Origin of the sequence: Streptomyces sp. NPDC051064 (assembly GCF_044455985.1) — a bacterium.
GTDB lineage: Bacteria > Actinomycetota > Actinomycetes > Streptomycetales > Streptomycetaceae > Streptomyces.
Genome location: NZ_JBITFK010000003.1, coordinates 662,729 through 684,081 on the forward strand (window position 1 = coordinate 662,729; position 21,353 = coordinate 684,081).

Below are 21,353 nucleotides of genomic sequence, written 5' to 3' on the forward strand. Positions count from 1 at the left end.
CGTCAGGACGTGACGTCCGCGCGGCGGCGCCCCCACGCGGTGCCCGTCAGCACGAGCACCGCGCCGAGCGCCCCCAGCACGCCGAGGCGCTCTCCGCCGATCGCCATGCCGGCGGCGGCGGCCCAGAGCGGCTCCGTCCCGAGGAGCAGGCTGACGCGGGACGGAGAGGTGCGGCGTACCGACCACATCTGCACGAAGAACGCGAACAGCGTGCAGAAGACGGACAGGAACAGCAGCCCCGCCCACTCGGCGGCGCCGAAGTCCGCCGCCACCGTCCAGGGCGCGGGGCCGGTCCCGGGCACGGCGGCCAGTACGGCGAAGACGGCGACCGCGCTGCCGAGCTGCACCGTGGTCAGGGAGAGCGAGTCGGCGTCCTGGACCGCCTTGATGCGCGCCATCGCGAGGACGTGGACCGTACGGGCGACGGCCGCGAGCAGCATCAGGAGGTCCCCTGCCGAAGGGCTGGTGAAGCCGGCGCCCTGGGTCAGCAGCACCACACCCGTGACGGAGAGGCCCGCCGCCGCCAGGAAGGCGGCCGGCGGCCTGACCCGGGTGACGGCGGCCTCGGCCAGCGGGGTGAAGACCATGGTGAGGCTGATGATGAGCCCCGCGTTGGTGGCCGACGTGTGCACGACCCCGTACGTCTCCAGCAGGAAGATCCCGCTGAGCACCAGTCCCAGCAGACCGGCGCCCCGCCACTGCGCGCCGCTCAGCGCCCGCAGGCCGCGCCACCCGGCGACGGCCAGGGCGGGCAGCACGATCGCGAAGCGGAGCACGAGGACGGCGATCACGGTGTGCGTCGTGGTGATGCCCTTGGCCGCGAGGTAGCTGGCCCCCCAGACGGCGGCGACGAGCAGGAGCGGCAGATCGGTGACCCACGCGCGGCGGGGCGGGGCGAGAGCGGGCAGGACGGCAGCGGACACCTGGTTCTCCTGGTTCTCCACAGCGGGAACGATGTGGAGACCTCGCCGGCTCACACGGGAAGCGCTCACGGTACCGAACGCCGCCGCGCTCGGGAACCTCTGTCCGCAGGGTGGTTCGGCCACCTGTTCGCAGGAGTCGTCACCGCTGGAAGCGGGCCCCCGGCGGTGCCGGCTCCTCCTAGAATGTCGGTCTTGGGACGCTCGGACACACGGAGTTGGCACATGGGTGGAGCGCGGCTGGACGGACGGGTCGAGCGGGGGAACCAGACCAGGCAGCTGGTGCTGGGGCGCGCGGTCCACGTCGCCTCGACCGAGGGGCTGGAGGGCCTGTCGCTCGGCCGGCTGGCCACGGAGCTGAAGCTGAGCAAGAGCGGGGTGTTCGCCCTCTTCGGCTCCAAGGAGGAGCTGCAGCTCGCCACGGTGCGCGCGGCTGTGACCGTCTTCGTCGAGCACGTGCTGACTCCGACCAGGGCGGTTCCGCCCGGGCTGGGCCGCGTCTGGCGGATGTGCGAGAGCTGGCTCTCCTACTCGCAGCGCCGGGTGTTCAGTGGCGGTTGCTTCTTCTACGCGACCATCGCCGAGTTCGACTCCCGGGAGGGCAAGGTGCACGACGCGCTGGCCTCCACGCAGACGGGCTGGGTCACCTTCGTGGAGGAGACGCTCGAGGAGGCCAGGGTGCGGGGGGAACTCGTCGCGGACACGGACGTCTCGCAGCTGGCCTTCGAGCTCATCGCGTTCATGGAACTGGCCAACGCCGAGTCCGTGCTGCACAACAACAACCCCGGCTACACCAAGGCGACGCGGGCCATCCTGGGGCGTCTGCACACGGTCGCCACCGACCCGTCCGCGCTGCCGGCGGCCCCCGGACCGAAGTAGCCGCACGTCCGTTCATCGGCTCGCCGGGCCGTGGGGAGAGCAGGACGCACGTAGGCCCGTGTCACACGCCTGGCGGGTCGAAGTCTCCGAACCGGGCAGGTCCCTCGGGCCGGTAGGTGTGGATCGCGATCCCGCTTCCGGTGGTCCGGGCACCGATCAGCTCGAAGGCCGTCGGCTTCCCGCCTTCCGCGAAGAGCCGCTTGCCGCTCCCCAGATAGACCGGGTGGACGAGCAGGTTGACCTCGTCGATCAGGCCGTGCGCCAGGAGGGATCGCGCCAGCATGCCGCTGCCGTGGATCTGCAGCTCACCCTCCGCCGTCCGCTCCTTGAGCCGGGCGACCTCGGCCGGCACGTCGCCGGAGACCACTGTCGTGTTCTCCCACTCCGGGGCGGTCAGGGTGGTGGAGACGACATGCTTGGGCAGGGTGTTGAGACGTGCGGCGATCGGGTCCTGCGGGTCGGTGACCCTGGGCCAGTAGGACGCGAAGATGTCGTACGTACGCCGTCCCAGGAGAAAGGCGCCCGACCGGTCGAAGACCTCGTTGGTGAAGGCCGCCATGCCGTCGTCCGCGAAGGGCACCAGCCAGCCGCCGTACTCGAACCCGCCGCTGGTGTCCTCGTCGGTGCCTCCGGGCGCCTGCATCACGCCGTCGAGGGACACGAACGTGGTGAGAGTCAGCTTCGCCATGGTCCCGCTCCTTCGCGTCGTGCCAGGGTCATGGGTCCCGGCAGTCCGTCCGCTTCCACCTGTTCCGACCCCACTTTCGGGCGAAAGTCATCTGTACGCCCGCCGAGGTCAGCCGCGATTCCACGGTCACAGATCGACTACATCGCCGATGTCTCGCACATACCTTCGATACATAGAGTGCATGCGCACCACACACATCACTCGTGCCGGACTCTCCGTGCTCGTCGCCATGGCCGCGCTGACCGCCTGCACCGAGGAACCCGAAGGGACCCCCGGAGCCGCGCCGTCCTCGTCCCGCTCCACCGGTCCCTCCACGTCGTCCCCCACCGCCCCGGTGGACACGGCGGCACTGGAATCGTCCGTACGCGTGTACGTGACGGCCTACTACGAGCCGGACGCCGACGCCGCCTACGCGCTCGTCTCCACGCGCTGCCGGAAGGACATGTCCGATGCGCAGTTCGAGGCGCTCGTCGACCGGGCGACGCAGACGGCCGAGCAGCTGGGGAAGACCTACACCCTGAAGCGGCTGTCCGTGGACAGCCTCCACGAGAACGACGCAGAGGTGACCTACGGCGTGGGCGAGCCGAAGTACGACGAGCGGTCCTCCTGGGTGCGGGAGGACGGTGAGTGGCACAACGACCTCTGCTGACGGGGGGCCGCGCCGCCGCGCGCCGCGCCCGACGGCCCGTCCTACGCTGGCGGGGACGGTACGCGAACGAAACGGGAGACCATGAGCCAGACACCGCCCCCGGTCCGCAATCTCCACGACGGCAGCACCATCCCCGCGGTGGGCCTCGGCACCTGGCCGCTCGACGACGAGGCGGCCGAGCAGGCCGTCGCCGGGGCGCTGCGGGCCGGCTACCGACTCGTGGACACCGCGCTGAACTACGGGAACGAGACCGGCACCGGCCGCGGCATCGCGAGCTCCGGAGTGCCGCGGCAGGACGTCTTCGTCACGACCAAGGTGCCCGGCCGCCACCACGGTTACGAGGAGACGCTGGCCTCCTTCGAGGAGTCGCGCGGCAAGCTGGGGCTGGAGTACGTCGATCTGTATCTCATCCACTGGCCGCTACCCCGGGTGGACAAGTACGTCGACACCTGGAAGGCGATGATCAAGCTCCGTGAGGACGGCCTCGTCCGCTCCATCGGTGTCTCCAACTTCACAGCGGAGCACCTGGAGCGGCTGGAGCGGGAGACGGGCGTGCTGCCTGTGGTGAACCAGATCGAGATGCATCCGCTGCTCCCGCAGGAGGAGCTGCGGGCGGTGCACGACGCGAAGGGCATCGTCACGGAGAGCTGGAGTCCGCTGGCCCGGGGGCGCCAGGTGCTCGAGGCGCCCGAGGTGGTCGCCACCGCCGAGGCCCACGGCGTGACGCCTGGCCAGGTCGTGCTGCGGTGGCACACGCAGCTGGGGGCGGTGCCGATCCCGAAGTCCGCGGATCCCGGGCGGCAGCGGGAGAATCTCGACCTGTTCGGTTTCGAGCTGACACAGCGGGAACTGGACCTGATCGGGGCCCGGCCGCCTCACCGTTTCGGCGGCGACCCCGATACGCACGAGGAGTTCTGACCGCGGTCGCGGGCGTCACCGGTGGCGGCCGGGGCGCCCCGGCCGCCACCGGCCGCGCGGGGCCGCGGTCACCGGTTGCGCGGGGTGACCTCCGACATCCGGAACCAGTCGTCCCCGGGCACCTCGACGTTGATGATCTCCGGTACCTCGCTGACGAGCTCCGACATGGTGTCGATCGCCTTCTTGAAGTGCTCGGAGTTCACATGCGCCACACCCGCCTCCTCCGACGCGAACGCCTCCAGCAGGACGAACTGGTCCGGGTTCTCGACGCTGTAGGACCAGTCGAAGAAGAGGTTGCCCTCCTCCTGGCGGGTGGCGAGGGTGAAGTCCTCGACGGCCGGGAGCCAGTTGTCCCGCTCGGCGGTACGCACGGTGAACTTGACGACGATGAAGATCATGGGGACTCCTGGTCGGGGGCGGCGGCGTCCCGACCAGGGTCCCATATCCGTACAGGCCGGGCGTGAACCGGCACACCAGCCCCGGGGCCGTCAGCCGCCGAGCGCCTCGTGACGGGCGGTCAGCCGCGCCGCCCCCTCCTCGGTGAGCGAGCCGAAGAGCCGCAGCCGGGAGATCCCGCCGTCCGGGAAGATGTCGATCCGGACGTGCGTGGAGCGCACGGGCTCAGGCAGGACGAAGCGGTGGTTCGTGTCGGGCTGGAGCCGGGTGCGGGGCAGGATCTCCGACCACTCGCCGTCATCGCCGTCACTGACCGAGATCTCCGCCCAGCCCGCCGCGTTGCCCTTGAGGTAGGCCGTGTCGATCTCGACCGCCCGGATCTCCGACTGCTCCGCCAGCCGGTAGCGGATCCAGTCATTGCCCTTGTCGCGCCGGCGGCGGGTCTCCCAGCCGTCGTCCATCTTGTGGGAGCGGCCCGGCGCGATCGTGTTGGTGGCCGGGGAGTAGAAGCGGTCGGAGGCGTCCTCGACCTGGCCGCCGTTCTCCAGGGCCGCCAGGTCGAACGTACCGAGCGCGGCGAGCCATGCCGGGTCGGGGGCCACCTCGCCGTGGACGCGCAGGCGGGCTATGCCTCCGTCGGGGTGCTGATTGACCCGGAGGTGGGTGAACCGCTGCCCCGCGTCGACGGCGAAGCCGTTGGCCGCGTGGCCGCCGACGGCCGTACGGGGGACGAGGGTCGTCCACTTCACGCCGGGCGCGAGGAGGTCCTCGGGCGACGGGGAGCCGGGCAGCGAGGTCGCCTCGACGGAGACCGACTGCGGGTAGTTGCCGCGGAAGTGCGCGGTGTCGACGACCAGCCCACGGACCACACCGGGAGCGCCGAGGCGTACGAGGGCCCAGTCGTGGTCCTCGTCGGTGGGGTGCGGCTCTGCGGCGCCCGTACCGCGCCGGCGGCGGGTCTCCCAGCCGTCCATGATCTTGCCCTTGTGCCCGAAGCGCTCGGGATCGAACTCCGCGGGCTCCGGCTTCAGCAGGTTCTCCCGCTCGGCGAAGAACTCGTCGTTGGCGGCGATGACCCCTGCGCCGAGACGCCGGTCGGCGAGGTCCACGAGGTGGGTGAAGGGAAAGTCGGCGGTGCGGTAGTCGGCGTACGGGTCGCCTCCCCCGTAAGGGCTCGCGTCGCCGGTGAAGTGCGGTGTCGCCGTCATGGATCAGCGGTTCCTTTCGAGGAGGCGGCCGGTGGGTTCGGCGAGTACGCCGTCGGCCGCGATCCGCGTGCCGCGCAGCCAGGTGGACCTGACGACGCCGTGCAGGGTCTTGCCCGCGTAGGCGGTGACCTGGTTGCGGTGGAAGAGTCCGGCCGGATCGACGGTGAAGGTCTCGTCGGGGGCGAGAACCGCGAAGTCCGCGTCCCGTCCGGCCTCGATGGCGCCCTTGCGGGTGAGCCCGGCGAGGCCGGCGGGGGCGGCGGACATCCAACGCGCCACGTCGTCGAGGGTGTGGCCGCGCCGGCGTGCCTCGGTCCAGATGGCGGGCAGGCCCAGCTGCAGCGAGGAGATCCCTCCCCAGGCGGAGGCGAAGTCGGGGGTCTTGAGGTCCGTGGTGCAGGGCGAGTGGTCGGAGACGATGCAGTCGATCGTGCCGTCGGCGAGCCCGGCCCAGAGCGCGTCCTGGTTCGCGGCCTCCCGGATGGGCGGGCAGCACTTGAACTCGGTGGCACCGTCGGGGACTTCCTCCGCGGTCAGGGTGAGGAAGTGCGGGCACGACTCGACGGTGACGCGTACGCCCTCGCGCTTGGCGGCGGCGATCAGCGGCAGGGCGTCGCTGGAGGAGAGGTGCAGGACGTGCACGCGGGCGTTCAGCCGCTTCGCGTGGGCGATGAGGCCCTCGATGGCGGCGTTCTCCGCGTCACGGGGGCGGGAGGCGAGGAAGTCTGTGTACTTCTCCCCGCTCTTCTGCGGAGCCTCGGCCAGGTGGTGGGGATCCTCCGCGTGCACGATCAGGAGCCCGCCGAAGCCCGCGATCTCGGCCATCGAGCGGGCCAGCTGCTCCTGGTCCAGCTCGGGGAACTCCTCGACGCCGGAGGGCGAGAGGAAGCACTTGAAGCCGAAGACCCCGGCCTCGTGCAGGGGGCGCAGATCCTTCGTGTTGGAGGGGATCGCACCGCCCCAGAAGCCGGTGTCGATATGCGCCTTGGGGGCGGCCACACCCTGCTTGACGCGCAGATGCTCGACGGTGGTGGTCGGCGGGAGGGAGTTGAGCGGCATGTCGAGGAGGGTCGTGATGCCACCCGCCGCCGCGGCGCGGGTGGCGGTCCAGAAGCCCTCCCACTCGGTGCGGCCGGGGTCGTTCACATGGACGTGGGTGTCGACGAGGCCGGGCAGCAGGACGTCGTCCCCGAAGTCCTCGACGTGGGCGCCGTCGGGCACCTCGGTGTCGTACGGCAGGACCGCCTCGATCTCCCCGCCGGCGACGAGGACCGCCGCCGCGCGGGTTCCCTCGGGGGTGACCACGCGCGTCGAGCGGAGTACCTGCTTCTTGCCCACTCCGGACACCTGTGCTCCTCACGCAGACTTCAACGATTTGTTGAAGGAGTCTTCACTCGGGGCGGCGGCCCGTCAAGACCCCTCCCCCGCCCTGGGCGCCCCCGTGGACGGACCCGTGGAGCACCCATCGGAGCACCCGTGACACTGATTGGATATTTCCACGAAGTAAAAGTTCATTTTCGACATGCGAAACGTAGAATGGGCCATGAGCGGCACCACCGCGCTTCGGGCCGTACGCGTCCCGGACCGCCGACACCAGGACAAAACAGGTCCTGACCGGCAAGGACGCCGCACCGGGAGCAGTGGGCCGATCGGGAACAGCCCGGTAGGCTGCTGCCTTGCCTCCGCTTCGAAAGGACCGTTGACGTGCCGCCGTCCCACGCCAGCACATCCGACTCCAAGCCCGCCGGTCCGAGCGGCGGCGTGCAGTCCCTCGAGCGCGCCTTCGATCTGCTGGAGCGCATGGCGGACGCCGGGGGCGAGGTCGGGCTCAGCGAGCTCTCCGCGAGCAGCGGACTCCCCCTCCCGACCATCCACCGGCTGATGCGCACCCTGGTCGTCTGCGGCTACGTGCGCCAGCAGCCCAACCGGCGTTACGCGCTGGGCCCCCGTCTGATCCGCCTCGGCGAGTCCTCGGCCCGCCTGCTGGGCACATGGGCGCGGCCTTACCTCCAGCGGCTGGTCGAGGAGACCGGCGAGACGGCGAACATGGCGCTGCTCGACGGGGACGAGATCGTGTACGTCGCCCAGGTGCCCTCGAAGCACTCGATGCGGATGTTCACCGAGGTCGGCCGGCGGGTGCTCCCCCACTCCACCGGTGTGGGCAAGGCCCTCCTCGCGCACACCCCGGCGGACGAGGTGCGTGCCCTGCTGGCCCGTACGGGCATGCCGGCGGCCACCGAGAAGACGATCACCACTCCGGACGGCTTCCTCGACGCGCTCGAACAGGTGCGGAGGGCGGGCTACGCGGTGGACGACAACGAGCAGGAGATCGGGGTCCGCTGCCTCGCGGTATCGGTGCCGGACTCCCCCACCTCGGCGGCCATCTCCATCTCCGGGCCCGCGGGCCGGGTGACGGAGACGGCGACCGAGCGGATCGTGCCGATCCTGCAGCAGATCGCGAAGGAGCTCTCGGAGGCACTGGCCAGCAGCGGCGGCTCGACGGGCTGAGCCCCGCCGGGCGGCCCCTCAGGCCGGGGCGGGCACCGAGAGGCGTCCGTCCACCATGGTCACCGTGGCGTCCACCCTGTCCAGGTGCGCCCGGTCGTGGGTGACCATGACCGTGGCCGTCGAGCGCTCCCGGGTCAGCCCGAGCAGCAGGTCGAGGACCGCCGCGCCGCGTTCGTGGTCGAGCGCGCTGGTCGGCTCGTCGACGAGCAGCACCGCCGGTTCGTTCATCAGGGCGCGGGCGATGTTGATCCGCTGGCGCTGACCGCCCGACAGCTGGTGCGGCCTGCGGCCGGCCCTGTCGGCCAGGCCCACCGACTCCAGGAGTTCCAGCGCCCGGCCCCGGGCCGCGCGTACCGAGCCGTGCGACAGATGCGCCATCACCTGGAGCTGCTCCACGGCCGTGAGCGACGGCAGCAGATGGGGCTGCTGGAAGACGATGCCGATACGGTCCCTGCGCAGGGCCGCCTTGTCGGCACGGCTGAGCCCTGCGGTCTCCGTACCGGCGACGACGACGCGTCCGCGGTCCGGGGTGACGAGCGTGGCGGCCACCGCGAGAAGGCTGGACTTGCCCGAACCGGACGGTCCGACGACCGCCGTGAGCGTGCCCGCCGGCACCTCCAGGGAGACCCGGTCGAGTGCGGTGAGCCGGGCGTCGCCGTCCGGGTAGGTGAGGGTGACATCGGTGAGTGTGAGGGTCATCGGGCGCTCCCGAGTGCGGTGAGGGGGTCGACGGCGGTGATCCGCCGGATGGACAGGGCGGCCCCGAGTGCGCCGAGGACGATCATCACGCCGCCCGGGACGAGCACGGTCGACGCGTCGAGGACGAACGGCACCGCGCCGCCGTCCCCGCCGACCAGCGCGCCGATCCCCGAGGCGAGCACGGTGCCCACGCCCGTGCCGACGGCCAGCATCACCACGGCCTGCCCGAGCGCGTCCTTCAGCAGATACGGCGTGGAGGCGCCCAGCGCCTTGAGCACGGCCACGTCGCCGCTGCGCTGGATCGTCCAGACCGTGAAGAAGGCGCCGATGACGAGCGCGGAGATGGCGAAGAGGAAGCCGCGCATCAGCTGGAGCGAGCCGTTCTCCGCCTGGTAGGAGCCGATCGCCGTGAGGGAGTCCTCCAGGGTCAGCGTGCTGGTGCCCGCCGCCCTGTCACCGGCGGGGAGATCGGCGCCGGCGGTCGTGGTCAGGGCGATCACGGTGGCCTGCCGCCCGGTCCCGCCGATGCGCTGCCAGTCGGCGAGCGAGGTCCACACCACCGGTGTGTGGCTGTACGAGGCGTCACCGCCGACCGCCGACACGGTCATCCGGGAACCGCCCAGGACGAGGGAGTCGCCTGCCGCGGTACCGAGCTCGTCGGCCGCCTGCGCGGAGAGCACGACCCGGCCCTCTCCCAGACCGTCGGGCGCGAGCCCGCCGTCCGGTTCGGCGCCGAAGGCAGACACCGCGGCCGTGCGGTTCCCGTCGCCGGCTGCGGCGTTCAGCGTCCGGATGCCCAACGGCCGGGCGGCGGTGACGCCCGGCCGCTCCGCCCAGGTGCGCCAGGCGCTCTCCTTCACGGCCGAGTCGGAGAAGGACACCGACCGGCCGTCCGGTGGCGCGGCGAACGCGACACGGTCGGCGTCCAGGCCGGTGACGGCCGAGGTGTTCTCCCTTCCCAGGCCGGCTGTGAGGCCGGACAGCAGCCCCACGAGCAGCGTGATCAGCACGACGACCGTGCCCATGAGGGCGAACCTGCCCCTGGCGAACCGTAGATCTCTCCATGCGACGAACATGCCTCCAGGTTCGACCCCCGGACCTGCGAGAACATCGCGCGTCGGACGGGGCCGGCATCAACCTTTCGATTGACCGGCCCGGCGCCCGGCGCGTCTACGCTGGAACGGTCATGGATTCGCGAGCACCCACCTCCGTCACCACCGCGCTGCGGCTCTGTCTGCACGCGCTGCTGGTGGGGCTGCTGCTGCTCGCCGCGCTCCGCGCGACCGGCGACGGCGCCCGGCACGACACGGCCGTCGTCGTGCTGGCGGGTGTGATGGCCGCGCTGTACGGGGCGGGCGCGCTCGCCCCTGTCGTCCGGCCGCACACCCGCGCCGCCGCCGTCTGGCTCACCGCGCTGGGCGCCGTGTGGCTGGCGTTGCTCGTCCTGTCGTCCGACGCGCTGTGGGTCGCCTTCCCGCTCTACTTCCTCCAGCTGCATCTGCTGCCGGCGCGGTGGGGCCTGCCCGCCGTCGCGGTGACGGCCGCGGCGGCGATCGCCAGTTTCGTGCTGCACGGGCAGGAGGTCACGCCCGGCTCCTTCATCGGCCCGCTGCTGGGCGCGGCGGTGGCCGTCGCGACCGTGTTCGGCTACGACGCCCTGTTCCGCGAGAGCGAGCGGCGCCGCGAGCTCATCGACGAGCTCGTCTCCACCCGGGCGGAGCTCGCCGCCGCGGAGCGCGCCGCGGGCACCCTGGCCGAGCGGGAGCGACTGGCCCGGGAGATCCACGACACCCTCGCCCAGGGCCTGTCGAGCATCCAGCTCCTGCTGCGGGCCGCCGAGCGTTCGCTCCCCGGGGACTCCCCCGCGACCACGCACGTCCGGCGGGCCCGCGAGGCCGCCCAGGACAATCTGGCCGAGGCCCGCCGCTTCGTCCGGGCCCTGACCCCGCCGGACCTGCAGCGGGGTTCCCTGGCGGCGGCCCTGTCCCGCCTCTCGTCCCGTACCTCTGCACCTGGTCTCACGGTGCAGTTCGCGGTCAGCGGCAGGCCGGCCGAGCTGCCCACCCCGTACGAGGTGGCGCTGTTGCGGACCGCGCAGTCGGCGCTGGCCAACACCGTGCGGCACTCGGGCGCGCGACGGGCGGAGATCACCCTCAGTTTCATGGAGACTTCGGTGGCCCTGGACGTGGTGGACGACGGCCGGGGCTTCGACACGGCTGCCGAGCCGGTGACGAGCAGCGGCGGCGGCTTCGGCCTGCCCGCGATGCGCGCACGGGCCCGTTCGCTGGGCGGGACGCTGAGCGTGGAGTCGGGTTCCGGCCAGGGGACGGCCGTCGCGGTCACACTGCCGCTCCCGTCGGCCGACGGGCCGGCGGCGGAGTACATCGGAACCACGGAAGGCAGGGCGGCGTGACCGGCCCGGTCAGGCTGCTGCTCGCCGACGACCATCCGGTGGTCCGCGCGGGGCTGCGCGCGGTCCTGGACACCGAGCCGGACTTCCAGGTGGTCGCCGAGGCCTCCACCGCCGAACGCGCCGTCGCCCTGGCCGCGACCGGCGTCTGCGACGTGGTCCTGATGGACCTGCAGTTCGGCTCGGGCATGCACGGGGCGGAGGCCACCGCGGCGATCACCGCCGCCCCGGACGCGCCCCGGGTACTGATCCTCACGACGTACGACTCGGACGCCGACATCCTGGCCGCCGTCGAGGCGGGCGCCGGCGGCTATCTGCTGAAGGACGCCCCGCCGGAGGAGCTGGCAGCCGCCGTGCGTACGGCGGCGGCCGGCCGCTCGGCGCTGGCCCCGGCGGTCGCCCACCGGCTGATGGACCGCATGCGGACACCGGCTCAGGCCCTCACCAGGCGTGAGCTGGAGGTGCTCCAGCTGGTCGGCGAGGGCCTGTCGAACCAGCAGATCAGCAAGAGGCTCTTCCTGAGCCAGGCGACGGTGAAGTCCCATCTGGTGCACATCTACGCGAAGCTCGGCGTCGACTCACGCACCTCGGCCGTGGCCGCGGCGACGGCGCGGCGGCTGATCCGCCGCTGACGTCGCGGGCGCCCCTGACGTCGCGGGCCCCGCTCACGTCACAGGTGGCGGCGCGGCGGCTCCCCGAAGAGCTCCACGGCGACCCGTACGTCCCGGAGGCCCGGGGCCAGGGCGCTGACCGAACCGATCGCCCCCGCGACCAGCAGCAGCGAACGGCGCAGCCTGGGTATCTCGGGCCTCCCGCTGACCGCCATGGCGTCCAGCGCGGCCAGCTCGTCCTCGGCCATACCCCGGTCCGGGAACTCGGCGGGATGCCCGGCGAGTTCGCGGCGGAGCCGGGATACGGCCGTACGCAGCTCCGTCACCCTCGGGTCCTCGCCGCTCCCGGTCAACCGCTCCTGCCCCACGCTTCGCAACAAAGCACTCCCCCTCGCACGTCATTGTGCCGGTGTGTCGACCTGGCCCCGGGCGGCGGTCAAGTGCCTGGGGCCGTCCGCAAGTTAACGCCACCGGAGGTGGCGGGCGCCACTGTGCGGACAAGGAATCAGGGTACCTCCGGGGTGTGACAGCCACTCCGCCGGTACGCATGGCGCAGTGGTATCCAGGGCACATGGCTCTCACACAACCGATCCCCGTAATCGCCGGAGTGCTGCTCGCCGCCGGTGGCGGCCGTCGCCTCGGCGGCCGGCCGAAAGCCCTGCTGGAACACCGCGGCCGCCCCCTGGTCGAGCACGCGGTGCGGTCCCTGCGCAACGGCGGGTGCGGACCCGTCCGAGTCGTCCTGGGTGCAGCGGCCGAGGAGGTGCAGGCTCTGGCGGACCTCTCGGCGTGCGAGGTGACGGTGAACCCGTCGTGGGAGGAGGGGATGGGCTCCTCGCTCAGGGCGGGGCTGGGCGCCCTCGCCGGTTCGGACGTGGACGCGGCCCTCGTGCTCCTGGTCGACCAGCCGGGCATCGGGGCGGAGGCGGTGGCGCGCGTGCGCTCGGCGTACCGCTCCCGGGCGTCGCTGGCGGCTGCCGCGTACGACGGGGAGCGCGGCCATCCCGTGCTGTTCGGGGCCGACCGGTGGCCGGACATCTCCGCGGCCGCGGTCGGCGATCAGGGGGCGCGGGCGTACCTGCGGGCGCATCGCGATGCGATCACGCTCGTCGAGTGTTCCGATGTGGCTCAGGCGTACGACATCGACACGGCGGAGGACCTGACGCGCCTGGAGTGAACGGACCGTACCGGACCTGGCACGCCGCGCCACCGGAGCGGCACGTCTGTCGACCCGGAGAATCTCGACATCAACAAACCATTGAACTTCCACCATGAGGAAACTAATATCCACTGATCAGAAGCCCATGGTTCCGCTTCCGGTTCCTCGGCGGTACCCATGGCCGTATCTCGGACCCCTGGCACCCCGTGCCGTCCCGGGCGACCCGGCGGCCGTGGGATGCCGCCGCACCACCCGCTGAAGGAGTGACAGCTCATGTCCGCACCAGCGCCGTCCCCGCTGGCCATCGTCGACGCCGAGCCCCTGCCGAGGCAGGAAGAGGTCCTGACCGATGCGGCCCTCGCGTTCGTGGCCGAGCTCCACCGGCGGTTCACGCCCCGGCGTGACGAGCTGCTCGCCCGCCGAGGCGAGCGCCGCGCCGAGATCGCCCGCACCTCCACACTGGACTTCCTGCCGGAGACGGAAGCGGTCCGCGTGGACGACACCTGGAAGGTCGCCCCGGCCCCGGCCGCGCTGGACGACCGCCGGGTGGAGATCACCGGTCCGACCGACCGCAAGATGACCATCAACGCCCTGAACTCGGGCGCCAAGGTCTGGCTCGCCGACTTCGAGGACGCGTCCGCCCCCACGTGGGAGAACGTGATCACCGGCCAGCTCAACCTGATCGACGCGTACACCCGGAACATCGACTTCACCGACCCGAACTCCGGCAAGTCGTACGCCCTCAAGCCCGCCGAGGAGCTCGCGACCGTCGTCACGCGCCCCCGCGGCTGGCACCTGAACGAGCGCCACCTCCAGCTCGACGGCACCCCGGTGCCCGGCGCGCTGGTCGACTTCGGTCTCTACTTCTTCCACAACGCGCAGCGCCTGATCGACCTCGGCAAGGGCCCGTACTTCTACCTGCCGAAGACGGAGTCGCACCTGGAGGCACGCCTCTGGAACGACATCTTCGTCTTCGCCCAGGACTACGTCGGCATCCCGCAGGGAACGGTCCGCGCGACCGTCCTGATCGAGACGATCACCGCCGCGTACGAGATGGAGGAGATCCTCTACGAGCTCCGCGACCACGCCTCCGGGCTGAACGCGGGCCGCTGGGACTACCTCTTCTCCATCGTCAAGAACTTCCGCGACGGCGGCTCGAAGTTCGTCCTGCCGGACCGCAACCTGGTCACGATGACCGCCCCGTTCATGCGGGCGTACACCGAACTCCTGGTCCGCACCTGCCACAAGCGCGGCGCGCACGCCATCGGCGGCATGGCGGCCTTCATCCCGTCGAGGCGTGACGCCGAGGTCAACAAGGTGGCCTTCGAGAAGGTCAAGGCCGACAAGGACCGCGAGGCGAACGACGGCTTCGACGGCTCCTGGGTGGCGCACCCGGACCTGGTCCCGATCGCGATGGAGTCCTTCGACGCGGTCCTGGGCGCCAAGCCGAACCAGAAGGACCGGCTGCGCGAGGACGTCACGGTGGCGGCGGGCGACCTGATCGCCATCGACACGCTGGACGCGAAGCCCTCGTACGACGGCCTGCGCAACGCGGTCGCGGTCGGCATCCGCTACATCGAGGCGTGGCTGCGGGGCATGGGCGCGGTCGCCATCTTCAACCTGATGGAGGACGCGGCCACCGCCGAGATCTCGCGCTCGCAGATCTGGCAGTGGATCAACGCGGACGTGGTCTTCGAGAACGGCGAACACGCCACCGCGGACCTGGCCCGCAAGGTCGCCGCCGAGGAGCTCGACGCGATCCGCGCGGAGATCGGCGACGAGACCTTCGAGTCCGGCAAGTGGCAGCAGGCCCACGACCTGCTGCTCCAGGTCTCGCTGGACCAGGACTACGCGGACTTCCTGACGCTGCCGGCGTACGAGCAGCTGGGCTGACCGCACACCGCGAAGCGCCGCACCCCGCGATTCACCGCACGGGTGCGGCGCTTCCGGCATGCGGGGAGTCCGCCGGCGCCCCGAAGCCCGCACGACGGCGAACACGCCGGGGCAATGCCCTACTGCGGCTCCTCCTGCCTGGTGAACGCGGCGTCAGGTCATGGGCCGTGGTGATGTCCGAGTCGGCTCCGTGGGCTTCGGCACCTTCGAAGACGGCGGCCGCGGCGCTGCGCGGGAACATGGCCTGTTCGTATGCGGTGAGCGCGGCCTCGATGTCATCGGGGTGTGCGGCGATGGCCTTGCCGAGTTCGGCGCCGTCGAGCATGGCCAGGTCGGCGCCTTCGCCGTTCGGGACCGAGAGGTGGGCGGCGTCGCCGAGCAGCGTCACTCCCGGCACACGGCCCCACCGGTGGCCGGTCGGCAGGGCGTGAAGGGTGCGCAGGACCTGCGCGGTGTCGCCGTCGGTGACCGGCGCGGTGAGCTCCGGCGCCCATCCCTCGAACTCCTGGGCGATCCGTGCGGTGGCCGCTTCGGAATCGGTGGAATCGACGGCGGCGAACCAGTCCTGCGGCTCGGTCAGCCCCACGTAGGCGTGCAGCGTGTCGCCCTTCTCCCGGTGGGCGAAGTTCTCCCTGCCCGGTGTGAGCACGATCATCGACCCGCTGCCGACCGCTTTCGCGGCAGCGGGGTGCCGGGTCTCGGCATCGAAACAGGTAGGCCTCGAAGACCGGCTTGTGCCCCCACCGGACGGTGCCGGCCGGGAGCGATTCGAGCAGGATCTGCCGCAGCTCACCGCGCAGCACCTCGGGGCGTGCCCCCGTGCCGTCGTCGGCCTGGTCGGACAGGACCGTCCCGTCCGGCTCGAGGACCCGCATCGGGGGAACCGCGTACTGGCGTGCGACACCGAACCGGGCGCCGTTATGATCACGCACGGCAAGGCTGTAGCGCAGAGGTCGTCGCGCCCACGCATCAAGCTGGAGGACGCCGGTTCGAATCCGGCCGGTCTTGCCACCTGTTCTTGGAGGGATGGCGTCGGCATGCCGGGCGGCGGGGGACGCGGTGTCCGCTCCGGCCGGGTGAGCCGGCAAGGGACTGGAGAGTTGTGATGTCGCAGCCGATGCCCGTGCGCTGCCCGGCGATCGAACACCCTGACATCCCGCTCGCCGACACGGCGCTGCTGGATCCGCTGGTGACGCGGCTCGCCGCGGAGCCGCCTGTCGGGGCGGACGAGGTGTTCCCGCTGGGGACCCTGCGCGGCGACGGGCGTGTCGATCTCTGCAAGCAAGGGCTCGGGGCCTCCGGTGCGGCCAGGGTGATGCCCGCGCTCGCGCGGTCGCCGCACGCCGCGCATGTCCTCCTCGGCACCAATTCCCTCGGGGACGAGGGCGCGCGCTCGGTCGCGGACGCACTGCGGCTGGACGGGCACGGGCTGCGGACGGTCTATCTCGGCTGCAATCGCATCGGGGCCGAGGGCGCCGCCGCGCTCGCCGGGGCGCTCGGCCCGGACAGCACCGTCCGGGCTCTCTGGCTGAAGCGCAATCCGCTGGGTGACGCGGGGGTACGGACGCTCGCGCCGATGCTGGCCCGCAACACCGTGCTGCGCACCCTGGACCTGGTCAACAGCGGGATCACGGCTGCCGCGCTGGAGGTCCTGCTCGACGTGCTCCGGACCCGGGAACAGCCCCTGGAGAGGCTGTTCCTCGGCGGCAACGGGCTCGGTGCGGAGTCCGCGCCGCTCCTTGCCGCGCTGATCCGTGAGGCGGGCGTGCGGGAGCTGTACCTGCCGGCCAACCACCTCGGTGACGCGGGAGCCGCCCAGCTCGCCGCCGCGGCCGACCCGGCGCGCCCGGTCCGGCTCGGGCTCGGCGGCAACGGGATCGGGCCTGCCGGGGCGTCCGCTCTGGCCGACGCGCTCGGCGGGATCGAGGCGCTCGACCTGGGGCGCCCGTTGTCGCAGCGCAGCCTCGGGGCGACCGGCAACGCGACCGGCGACGCGGGGGCCCACGCGCTGGCCGCCGCCCTGCCCGGCAGCCCGCTGCGACGCCTCGAACTGGCCCACACGGGACTGACCGGCCGCGGTGCGAAGGAACTGCTGGGCGCTGTCGGCGCGGACTCCCGGCTGGAGTACGTGGGTCTCGGCCCCGGACTCCCCCGCAAGGTGAAGCGGTCCTTCACCGCGCGGCTGCGTCCGGATGCCGGCGCCCACGCGGATCTCCGTGCGATACGGAGCGTCTACCGGTGAGGCGTGGTCCCGAGAAGCGGTTCATCTCCACGGAGGACGTGGCCGGCCTGCGGCGGATCCGTCGGTACGCGGTGCCCCGCCGGCTGATCGAGCAGGCCACGGAACGGCGGCTGGCCGGTGACTGGCGGGGTGCTCTCGCGGTGGCGGGGGTCGACGTGGCCTTCGACCCGGCCGAGGCGGCCGCCACGTACGGGAGCGTCGTGGCCGCGTCCCTCGTGTCGGACCTGCGCCACCTCGTGCCCGACCTGGTGCGCTGGCATCTGCCCCGGGTCCTCGGGGGCCGCTCGACGATCGACACCGACCGCACGGTCGTCCTGGCGGGTTACGGGGCCGGACTGCCCATGGCGCCGTATCTCCATCTGCGTACGCCTCCGATGGCCGACGGCCCGCAGCGGCTCGCACTGCGCTTCGGTGCCGTGCCCGGCGAGACCTCTCCAGGTGTGTTCGCCGTGCGTATCGAGGACTGGCGGTCGGTCCGCCACCTGTGGGACGCGCGGCACACGGACGGGCTTCGGGCGGCGGTCGGTGGCGGTGGCGGCCGGATTCCCTTCTTCCACGACGACGGCACGCCGCTCACCCCCGAGGAACTCGCCGCTCCCGGTGACGACGCGGCGGCCCGGGCGGAACGGGTGACTCTGCTTCATCAGGAGGGCAAGGTCTCCGAGGCGTTCGCCGCCGCGGGTGTCGACTGGGATCCTTCGCTGCCGCCGTCCGAGCGATCGTGGCGGCGCGTGGACGCCGAGGAGATCGTCCGCCGGACGGCCATCGACATCCCCCGGCTGGAGTCGGCTGTGCGGCGCGCGACGGCCGTGAGCGGCAGGGAGCGCTTCCTGGTCGCGAACTTCTATCGGGGGCACGTCCTGCTGGACCTCACGGATCACAGCGGCGGCGGACGGCTCCGGGCCCGCGTCGTCGAGTCGAGGAGGCCGGCCGCGGAGCCCCCCTCCCTCCCGGAGGCGGCCTGGCGCCGTCTCCCCGACCTCGACCTGCTGCGGATCGGCGCCATACCGCCGGGGTGGCTGCATCCGCTGGTCGCGCGTGCTCTGTTCCCCTCCCTCGAAGGGCCGTTCGGCCCGCCGGGCCCTTCCGCGCCGCGTCCCGTGCGGGTGAGGTGCCGCGGTGAGTGGCACGAAGTCGCCTTCCGGGACGGTGCGCTCCGGTCCCCGCACACCGAGGAGGAGCGACGACGCGAGAGTGCAATGCGGGCGTTCGGCGGTGCCGTAGCCGGCTGTTTCGCGGCGGAGCACTCCGTCACGTCGGGAACGGGGCGGCTCCCGAAGGGGCTGCGGGAACAGCGCCAGGAGCTGTTCCAGCGGGCCCAGCACGGGGACACCCCAGGAGTTCTCGAGATGCTGGCCGCGGGCGTGGACCTCCGGGTGAAGGACGGCAGACGGCGGAGCCTGCTGCATGTCCTGCCTCTGCTCGATCACGAGACGTTGTTGCCCCGGCTGCTGGCGGCAGGACTCGATCTGGAGGCCCATGACCACATCGAGCGCACCCCGTTGGCCGTCGCGGTGAGCGAGAGGGGCTCCACCGCGCTGGTGCGGGCGCTGCTCGACGCCGGTGCCCGGATCGACGTGACCGACGCGACGGAGCTCTCGCTGGCCCAGATGATCCGCAGGTACAAGCGCGGGGAGCTCGGCTTCCTCCGGGAGCGGGTGGTCGCGGAGCACCCGGGCATCGGGTCGGCGGGGTACGACAAGTGGATCGAGAACGCCGAAGAGGACGAGGAACGGTGACCGCCACCACCCGGCCCGCCCCCGGACCGCTGGACGCGGCCGACGAGCTCAACCGGCGGCTGCGCACCACCCGCACCGAGCCCTCCGGGAGTCCGCAACTGGAGGCGCTGGCACTGGCTGTGACGGCCAATCAGCCGGTGCTCCTGTGGGGCGAGCCCGGAATCGGCAAGTCCGCCGGGATGGAGCAGCTCGCCGCCGGTCTCGGCCTGGAGCTGGAGACGGTCATCGCGAGCGTCCACGAGCCGTCGGACTTCGCCGGGCTGCCGGTCGTGGGGGACGATCCGGCGGTGACGGGTGTACCGATGGCGCCACCCGACTGGGCGGTCCGGCTCACCCGTACCGGCCAGGGCCTGTTGTTCTTCGACGAGTTGTCGTCGGCGCCTCCCGCGGTGCAGGCCGCACTCCTGCGGGTCGTGCTCGAACGGCGGGTGGGCAGCCTGCGGTTGCCGGACGCCGTACGTGTCGTGGCGGCGGCCAACCCTCCGTCGAGCGCGGCGGACGGCTGGCATCTCAGCCCGCCGCTCGCCAACCGTTTCGTCCATCTGCGGTGGACGCACGACCCGCGCACCGTCGCCCGCGGCATGGCGGGGACATGGCCCGACCTGAGCGTGCCGGTCGTCGATCCGGCCAGGGTGCCGGGCGCGGTGGCACGGGCCCGGGGTGCGGTCTCCGGCTTCCTGACGGCGCGGCCGGGCCTGGTCCACCACATTCCGGCCGACGCGGAGAGCCGGGGCCGGGCCTGGCCGTCCCCGAGGACCTGGGACATGGCTCTGCGGCTGCTGGCCACGGGCTACGCGGCGGGTGCGGGGCGGGAGGCTGTCGCGGCCGTGCTCACCGGTGCGGTCGGGGACGGTGCCGGCATCGAGTTGCTGTCCTACCTGGAGCACCTGGACCTGCCCGATCCCGACCGCGTACTCGCCGATCCTGACGCGTTCGCGCTGCCCGGGCGCGGGGACCGGCAGCTCGCCTTCCTGATCGCGGTCGTCGCCGCGGTCCAGGGTGATCTCACCCGAGAGCGCTGGGAGGCGGGGTGGGCCGTGCTGGCGAAGGCCGTGGACGCGGGTGTGCCCGACGTGGCCGCCCGGGCCGCGGTCGACCTGGCGGGGATGCGCAGCCTCGACTGGCCGGTACCGCCCGGCATCGACGGCTTCCTGGACCTGCTTCGGCAGTCCGGCGCCCTGCCGCACGGTGGTTGACCTGGACACCACGAAGCTGCTCGCGGCGCGTTACCGGGCAGCGGCGGACCGTCCGTACCTCGCGTCGGCGCTGTACGCCCTGACCGTGGTGCCGAGCGACGAGGTGCCGACCATGGGCGTGGACCGGCACTGGCGCTGCTACGTCTCGCCCCGCTTCGTCGAGCGGACCCCGGTGGCCGAGCTCGCGGCGGTGTGGGTGCACGAGGTGGCGCACCTGCTGCGCGACCACCACGGGCGGGCGGAGCTGCTGCCCGCGGCGGAGCAGCGTGACCGGCACCGGGTGAACATCGCGCAGGACTGCGAGATCAACGACGACCTGATCGCCGACGGACTGCCCCTGCCCGCTGGGCGGCTGGAGCCGCGTCTCTTCGGCCTTCCGCAGGGGCAGCTCTTCGAGGCGTATCTGCCGGCCCTGCCGCCCTCCCCCGTCATCCACGACTGCGGGTCGGGAGCCCATGGGCAGCCGTCCCCCTGGGAGTCGGGCGGGCGTACGGAGGCGAGGGGAGTCGGCCCGGTCGAGGCGGAGGCGCTGAGGCGCGCGACGGCGGAGGCCATGCGCGCCCATGTACGTGCCAGGGGCGCCCTGCCCGGTGGCTGGCAGCGCTGGGCGGACGAGCTCCTCGAGCCCACGGTCGACTGGCGGCAGGTGCTCACGGGCGCCGTACGGGAAGCGGCCGCCTGGGCCGCCGGGGCGCTCGACTACACCTACCGCCGGCCGTCCCGCCGGAGCGCGGCGCTGCGCGGCGTCGTGCTGCCCAGCCTGCGGCGGCCGCTGCCCAGGGTCGCGGTCGTGATCGACACCTCGGGGTCGATGGGCGAGGCGGAGATCGCCGCCGCGCTCGCCGAGGTCACCGGTGTGCTGCGCGAGGTGGGGATCCGGGGAAACCGGGTGACGGTCCTGGCCTGCGACGCCGATGTCCAGGCCGTCTCCCGGGTGACGTCCGCCGAACAGGTCACGCTGGGCGGCGGCGGTGGAACCGACATGCGGGCCGGGATCGCGGCGGCGCTTGGGGGGCCCGAACGCCCGGACGTGATCGTGATTCTGACGGACGGTCATACGCCGTGGCCGGACGAGCCCCCGGCGTGCCGGCTCGTCGCCGCCCTCATCGGCCCGTCCGCCCCGGCCGCTCCCCCGTGGGTCGAGACGGTGCGCGTCACGGGCTGAGCCCCGGTGGACGACAGCGGGCCGTGGTCCGCTCCTGAGCACCGGGCCGCGGAAGATGAGTGCGGCTACTCAG

At 72.4% G+C, this 21,353-nt stretch carries 20 protein-coding genes and 2 pseudogenes; 13 read left to right on the forward strand and 9 right to left on the reverse strand.

The window, feature by feature from the left end:
* Nucleotides 1–2 precede the first annotated feature (2 nt).
* On the reverse strand, nucleotides 3–923 hold the full coding sequence (locus ACIBCU_RS14705; protein WP_399231693.1) for a DMT family transporter: 921 nt from the start codon (nucleotides 921–923) through the stop codon (nucleotides 3–5).
* 222 nt (nucleotides 924–1,145) lie between these two features.
* Here ACIBCU_RS14705 and ACIBCU_RS14710 point away from each other — a divergent pair, with 222 nt between their 5' ends.
* Nucleotides 1,146–1,799 carry a TetR/AcrR family transcriptional regulator gene (locus ACIBCU_RS14710; protein WP_362935684.1) on the forward strand — a complete coding sequence of 218 codons (654 nt, stop codon included), beginning with the start codon at nucleotides 1,146–1,148 and terminating at the stop codon, nucleotides 1,797–1,799.
* 61 nt (nucleotides 1,800–1,860) lie between these two features.
* On the opposite strand, the gene ACIBCU_RS14715 is transcribed toward ACIBCU_RS14710, so the two are convergent.
* Nucleotides 1,861–2,487: a dihydrofolate reductase family protein gene (locus ACIBCU_RS14715; protein WP_362935687.1), complete on the reverse strand. Its 627-nt coding sequence runs from the start codon at nucleotides 2,485–2,487 to the stop codon at nucleotides 1,861–1,863.
* 181 nt (nucleotides 2,488–2,668) lie between these two features.
* On the opposite strand from ACIBCU_RS14715, the gene ACIBCU_RS14720 reads away from it, so the two are divergent.
* Entirely contained in the window at nucleotides 2,669–3,136 is a 468-nt protein-coding gene (locus ACIBCU_RS14720; RefSeq protein ID WP_362935690.1) for a hypothetical protein, read from the forward strand.
* 81 nt (nucleotides 3,137–3,217) lie between these two features.
* Nucleotides 3,218–4,054, forward strand: coding sequence for an aldo/keto reductase (locus ACIBCU_RS14725; RefSeq protein WP_362935693.1), 837 nt, complete (start codon nucleotides 3,218–3,220; stop codon nucleotides 4,052–4,054).
* Nucleotides 4,055–4,122: 68 nt separating this feature from the next.
* Here ACIBCU_RS14725 and ACIBCU_RS14730 read toward each other — a convergent pair whose 3' ends face one another.
* The 3 genes from ACIBCU_RS14730 to allB all read right to left on the reverse strand — a co-directional run bounded on the left by ACIBCU_RS14730 (nucleotide 4,123) and on the right by allB (nucleotide 7,005).
* Nucleotides 4,123–4,452: a putative quinol monooxygenase gene (locus ACIBCU_RS14730; RefSeq protein ID WP_362935696.1), complete on the reverse strand. Its 330-nt coding sequence runs from the start codon at nucleotides 4,450–4,452 to the stop codon at nucleotides 4,123–4,125.
* 90 nt (nucleotides 4,453–4,542) lie between these two features.
* Nucleotides 4,543–5,658, reverse strand: coding sequence for an allantoicase (gene alc, locus ACIBCU_RS14735; RefSeq protein ID WP_362935699.1), 1,116 nt, complete (start codon nucleotides 5,656–5,658; stop codon nucleotides 4,543–4,545).
* Nucleotides 5,659–5,661: 3 nt separating this feature from the next.
* Nucleotides 5,662–7,005 carry an allantoinase AllB gene (gene allB / locus ACIBCU_RS14740; RefSeq protein ID WP_399231619.1) on the reverse strand — a complete coding sequence of 448 codons (1,344 nt, stop codon included), beginning with the start codon at nucleotides 7,003–7,005 and terminating at the stop codon, nucleotides 5,662–5,664.
* Nucleotides 7,006–7,362: 357 nt separating this feature from the next.
* Here allB and ACIBCU_RS14745 point away from each other — a divergent pair, with 357 nt between their 5' ends.
* Nucleotides 7,363–8,166, forward strand: a complete 804-nt coding sequence (locus ACIBCU_RS14745) for an IclR family transcriptional regulator (RefSeq protein ID WP_362935705.1) — start codon at nucleotides 7,363–7,365, stop codon at nucleotides 8,164–8,166.
* Between the two features lie 18 nt (nucleotides 8,167–8,184).
* On the opposite strand, the gene ACIBCU_RS14750 is transcribed toward ACIBCU_RS14745, so the two are convergent.
* Both ACIBCU_RS14750 and ACIBCU_RS14755 read right to left on the reverse strand, forming a co-directional pair.
* On the reverse strand, nucleotides 8,185–8,865 hold the full coding sequence (locus ACIBCU_RS14750; RefSeq protein ID WP_362935708.1) for an ABC transporter ATP-binding protein: 681 nt from the start codon (nucleotides 8,863–8,865) through the stop codon (nucleotides 8,185–8,187).
* Nucleotides 8,862–9,941: an ABC transporter permease gene (locus ACIBCU_RS14755; RefSeq protein ID WP_399231622.1), complete on the reverse strand. Its 1,080-nt coding sequence runs from the start codon at nucleotides 9,939–9,941 to the stop codon at nucleotides 8,862–8,864. Before ACIBCU_RS14755 ends, ACIBCU_RS14750 begins: the two co-directional genes overlap by 4 nt.
* Nucleotides 9,942–10,051: 110 nt before the next feature.
* Between ACIBCU_RS14755 and ACIBCU_RS14760 the strand changes: the two genes are divergently transcribed.
* Together ACIBCU_RS14760 and ACIBCU_RS14765 are read left to right on the forward strand one after the other, a co-directional pair.
* Nucleotides 10,052–11,278: a sensor histidine kinase gene (locus ACIBCU_RS14760; RefSeq protein ID WP_399231624.1), complete on the forward strand. Its 1,227-nt coding sequence runs from the start codon at nucleotides 10,052–10,054 to the stop codon at nucleotides 11,276–11,278.
* Nucleotides 11,275–11,907: a response regulator transcription factor gene (locus ACIBCU_RS14765; protein ID WP_362935717.1), complete on the forward strand. Its 633-nt coding sequence runs from the start codon at nucleotides 11,275–11,277 to the stop codon at nucleotides 11,905–11,907. The genes ACIBCU_RS14760 and ACIBCU_RS14765 overlap by 4 nt, the downstream gene beginning before the upstream one ends.
* Nucleotides 11,908–11,945: 38 nt before the next feature.
* Here the strand turns inward: ACIBCU_RS14765 and ACIBCU_RS14770 are convergent, their stop codons facing one another.
* Nucleotides 11,946–12,266 (reverse strand): DUF5955 family protein, encoded by a 321-nt coding sequence (locus ACIBCU_RS14770; protein ID WP_399231626.1) that lies wholly within the window; start codon nucleotides 12,264–12,266, stop codon nucleotides 11,946–11,948.
* 191 nt (nucleotides 12,267–12,457) lie between these two features.
* Here ACIBCU_RS14770 and ACIBCU_RS14775 point away from each other — a divergent pair, with 191 nt between their 5' ends.
* Nucleotides 12,458–13,063, forward strand: coding sequence for an NTP transferase domain-containing protein (locus ACIBCU_RS14775; RefSeq protein ID WP_399231628.1), 606 nt, complete (start codon nucleotides 12,458–12,460; stop codon nucleotides 13,061–13,063).
* A gap of 255 nt (nucleotides 13,064–13,318) precedes the next feature.
* Nucleotides 13,319–14,938: a malate synthase A gene (aceB, locus tag ACIBCU_RS14780; protein WP_399231630.1), complete on the forward strand. Its 1,620-nt coding sequence runs from the start codon at nucleotides 13,319–13,321 to the stop codon at nucleotides 14,936–14,938.
* A gap of 31 nt (nucleotides 14,939–14,969) precedes the next feature.
* Here aceB and ACIBCU_RS14785 read toward each other — a convergent pair.
* Nucleotides 14,970–15,813, reverse strand: a pseudogene (locus ACIBCU_RS14785) (FAD-dependent oxidoreductase); the annotation flags it as partial.
* A 60-nt stretch (nucleotides 15,814–15,873) separates the two neighbouring features.
* Between ACIBCU_RS14785 and ACIBCU_RS14790 the strand changes: the two are divergent.
* The 5 genes and pseudogenes from ACIBCU_RS14790 (at nucleotide 15,874) to ACIBCU_RS14810 (ending at nucleotide 21,280) form a co-directional block, all read left to right on the forward strand.
* A pseudogene (locus tag ACIBCU_RS14790) lies at nucleotides 15,874–15,949 on the forward strand.
* 94 nt (nucleotides 15,950–16,043) lie between these two features.
* Entirely contained in the window at nucleotides 16,044–17,180 is a 1,137-nt protein-coding gene (locus ACIBCU_RS14795; RefSeq protein WP_399231632.1) for a gala protein, read from the forward strand.
* Complete coding sequence (locus tag ACIBCU_RS14800) at nucleotides 17,177–18,919, forward strand: ankyrin repeat domain-containing protein (RefSeq protein WP_399231634.1); 1,743 nt, start codon at nucleotides 17,177–17,179, stop codon at nucleotides 18,917–18,919. Before ACIBCU_RS14795 ends, ACIBCU_RS14800 begins: the two co-directional genes overlap by 4 nt.
* Nucleotides 18,916–20,115 (forward strand): AAA family ATPase, encoded by a 1,200-nt coding sequence (locus ACIBCU_RS14805; protein ID WP_362935735.1) that lies wholly within the window; start codon nucleotides 18,916–18,918, stop codon nucleotides 20,113–20,115. Before ACIBCU_RS14800 ends, ACIBCU_RS14805 begins: the two co-directional genes overlap by 4 nt.
* Nucleotides 20,108–21,280 carry a VWA-like domain-containing protein gene (locus ACIBCU_RS14810; protein ID WP_399231636.1) on the forward strand — a complete coding sequence of 391 codons (1,173 nt, stop codon included), beginning with the start codon at nucleotides 20,108–20,110 and terminating at the stop codon, nucleotides 21,278–21,280. The genes ACIBCU_RS14805 and ACIBCU_RS14810 overlap by 8 nt, the downstream gene beginning before the upstream one ends.
* Nucleotides 21,281–21,353 lie beyond the last annotated feature (73 nt).

What these genes read in the sequence shown, in the direction of transcription:
- ACIBCU_RS14795 (WP_399231632.1), top strand. Translation starts at nt 16,044, where the DNA reads ATGTCGCAGCCGATGCCCGTGCGCTGCCCGGCGATCGAACACCCTGAC.
- ACIBCU_RS14725 (WP_362935693.1), top strand. Translation starts at nt 3,218, where the DNA reads ATGAGCCAGACACCGCCCCCGGTCCGCAATCTCCACGACGGCAGCACC.
- alc (WP_362935699.1), bottom strand. Translation starts at nt 5,658, where the DNA reads ATGACGGCGACACCGCACTTCACCGGCGACGCGAGCCCTTACGGGGGA.
- ACIBCU_RS14775 (WP_399231628.1), top strand. Translation starts at nt 12,458, where the DNA reads ATGGCTCTCACACAACCGATCCCCGTAATCGCCGGAGTGCTGCTCGCC.
- ACIBCU_RS14720 (WP_362935690.1), top strand. Translation starts at nt 2,669, where the DNA reads ATGCGCACCACACACATCACTCGTGCCGGACTCTCCGTGCTCGTCGCC.
- ACIBCU_RS14750 (WP_362935708.1), bottom strand. Translation starts at nt 8,865, where the DNA reads ATGACCCTCACACTCACCGATGTCACCCTCACCTACCCGGACGGCGAC.
- ACIBCU_RS14755 (WP_399231622.1), bottom strand. Translation starts at nt 9,941, where the DNA reads ATGTTCGTCGCATGGAGAGATCTACGGTTCGCCAGGGGCAGGTTCGCC.
- aceB (WP_399231630.1), top strand. Translation starts at nt 13,319, where the DNA reads ATGTCCGCACCAGCGCCGTCCCCGCTGGCCATCGTCGACGCCGAGCCC.
- ACIBCU_RS14760 (WP_399231624.1), top strand. Translation starts at nt 10,052, where the DNA reads ATGGATTCGCGAGCACCCACCTCCGTCACCACCGCGCTGCGGCTCTGT.
- ACIBCU_RS14710 (WP_362935684.1), top strand. Translation starts at nt 1,146, where the DNA reads ATGGGTGGAGCGCGGCTGGACGGACGGGTCGAGCGGGGGAACCAGACC.
- ACIBCU_RS14715 (WP_362935687.1), bottom strand. Translation starts at nt 2,487, where the DNA reads ATGGCGAAGCTGACTCTCACCACGTTCGTGTCCCTCGACGGCGTGATG.
- ACIBCU_RS14730 (WP_362935696.1), bottom strand. Translation starts at nt 4,452, where the DNA reads ATGATCTTCATCGTCGTCAAGTTCACCGTGCGTACCGCCGAGCGGGAC.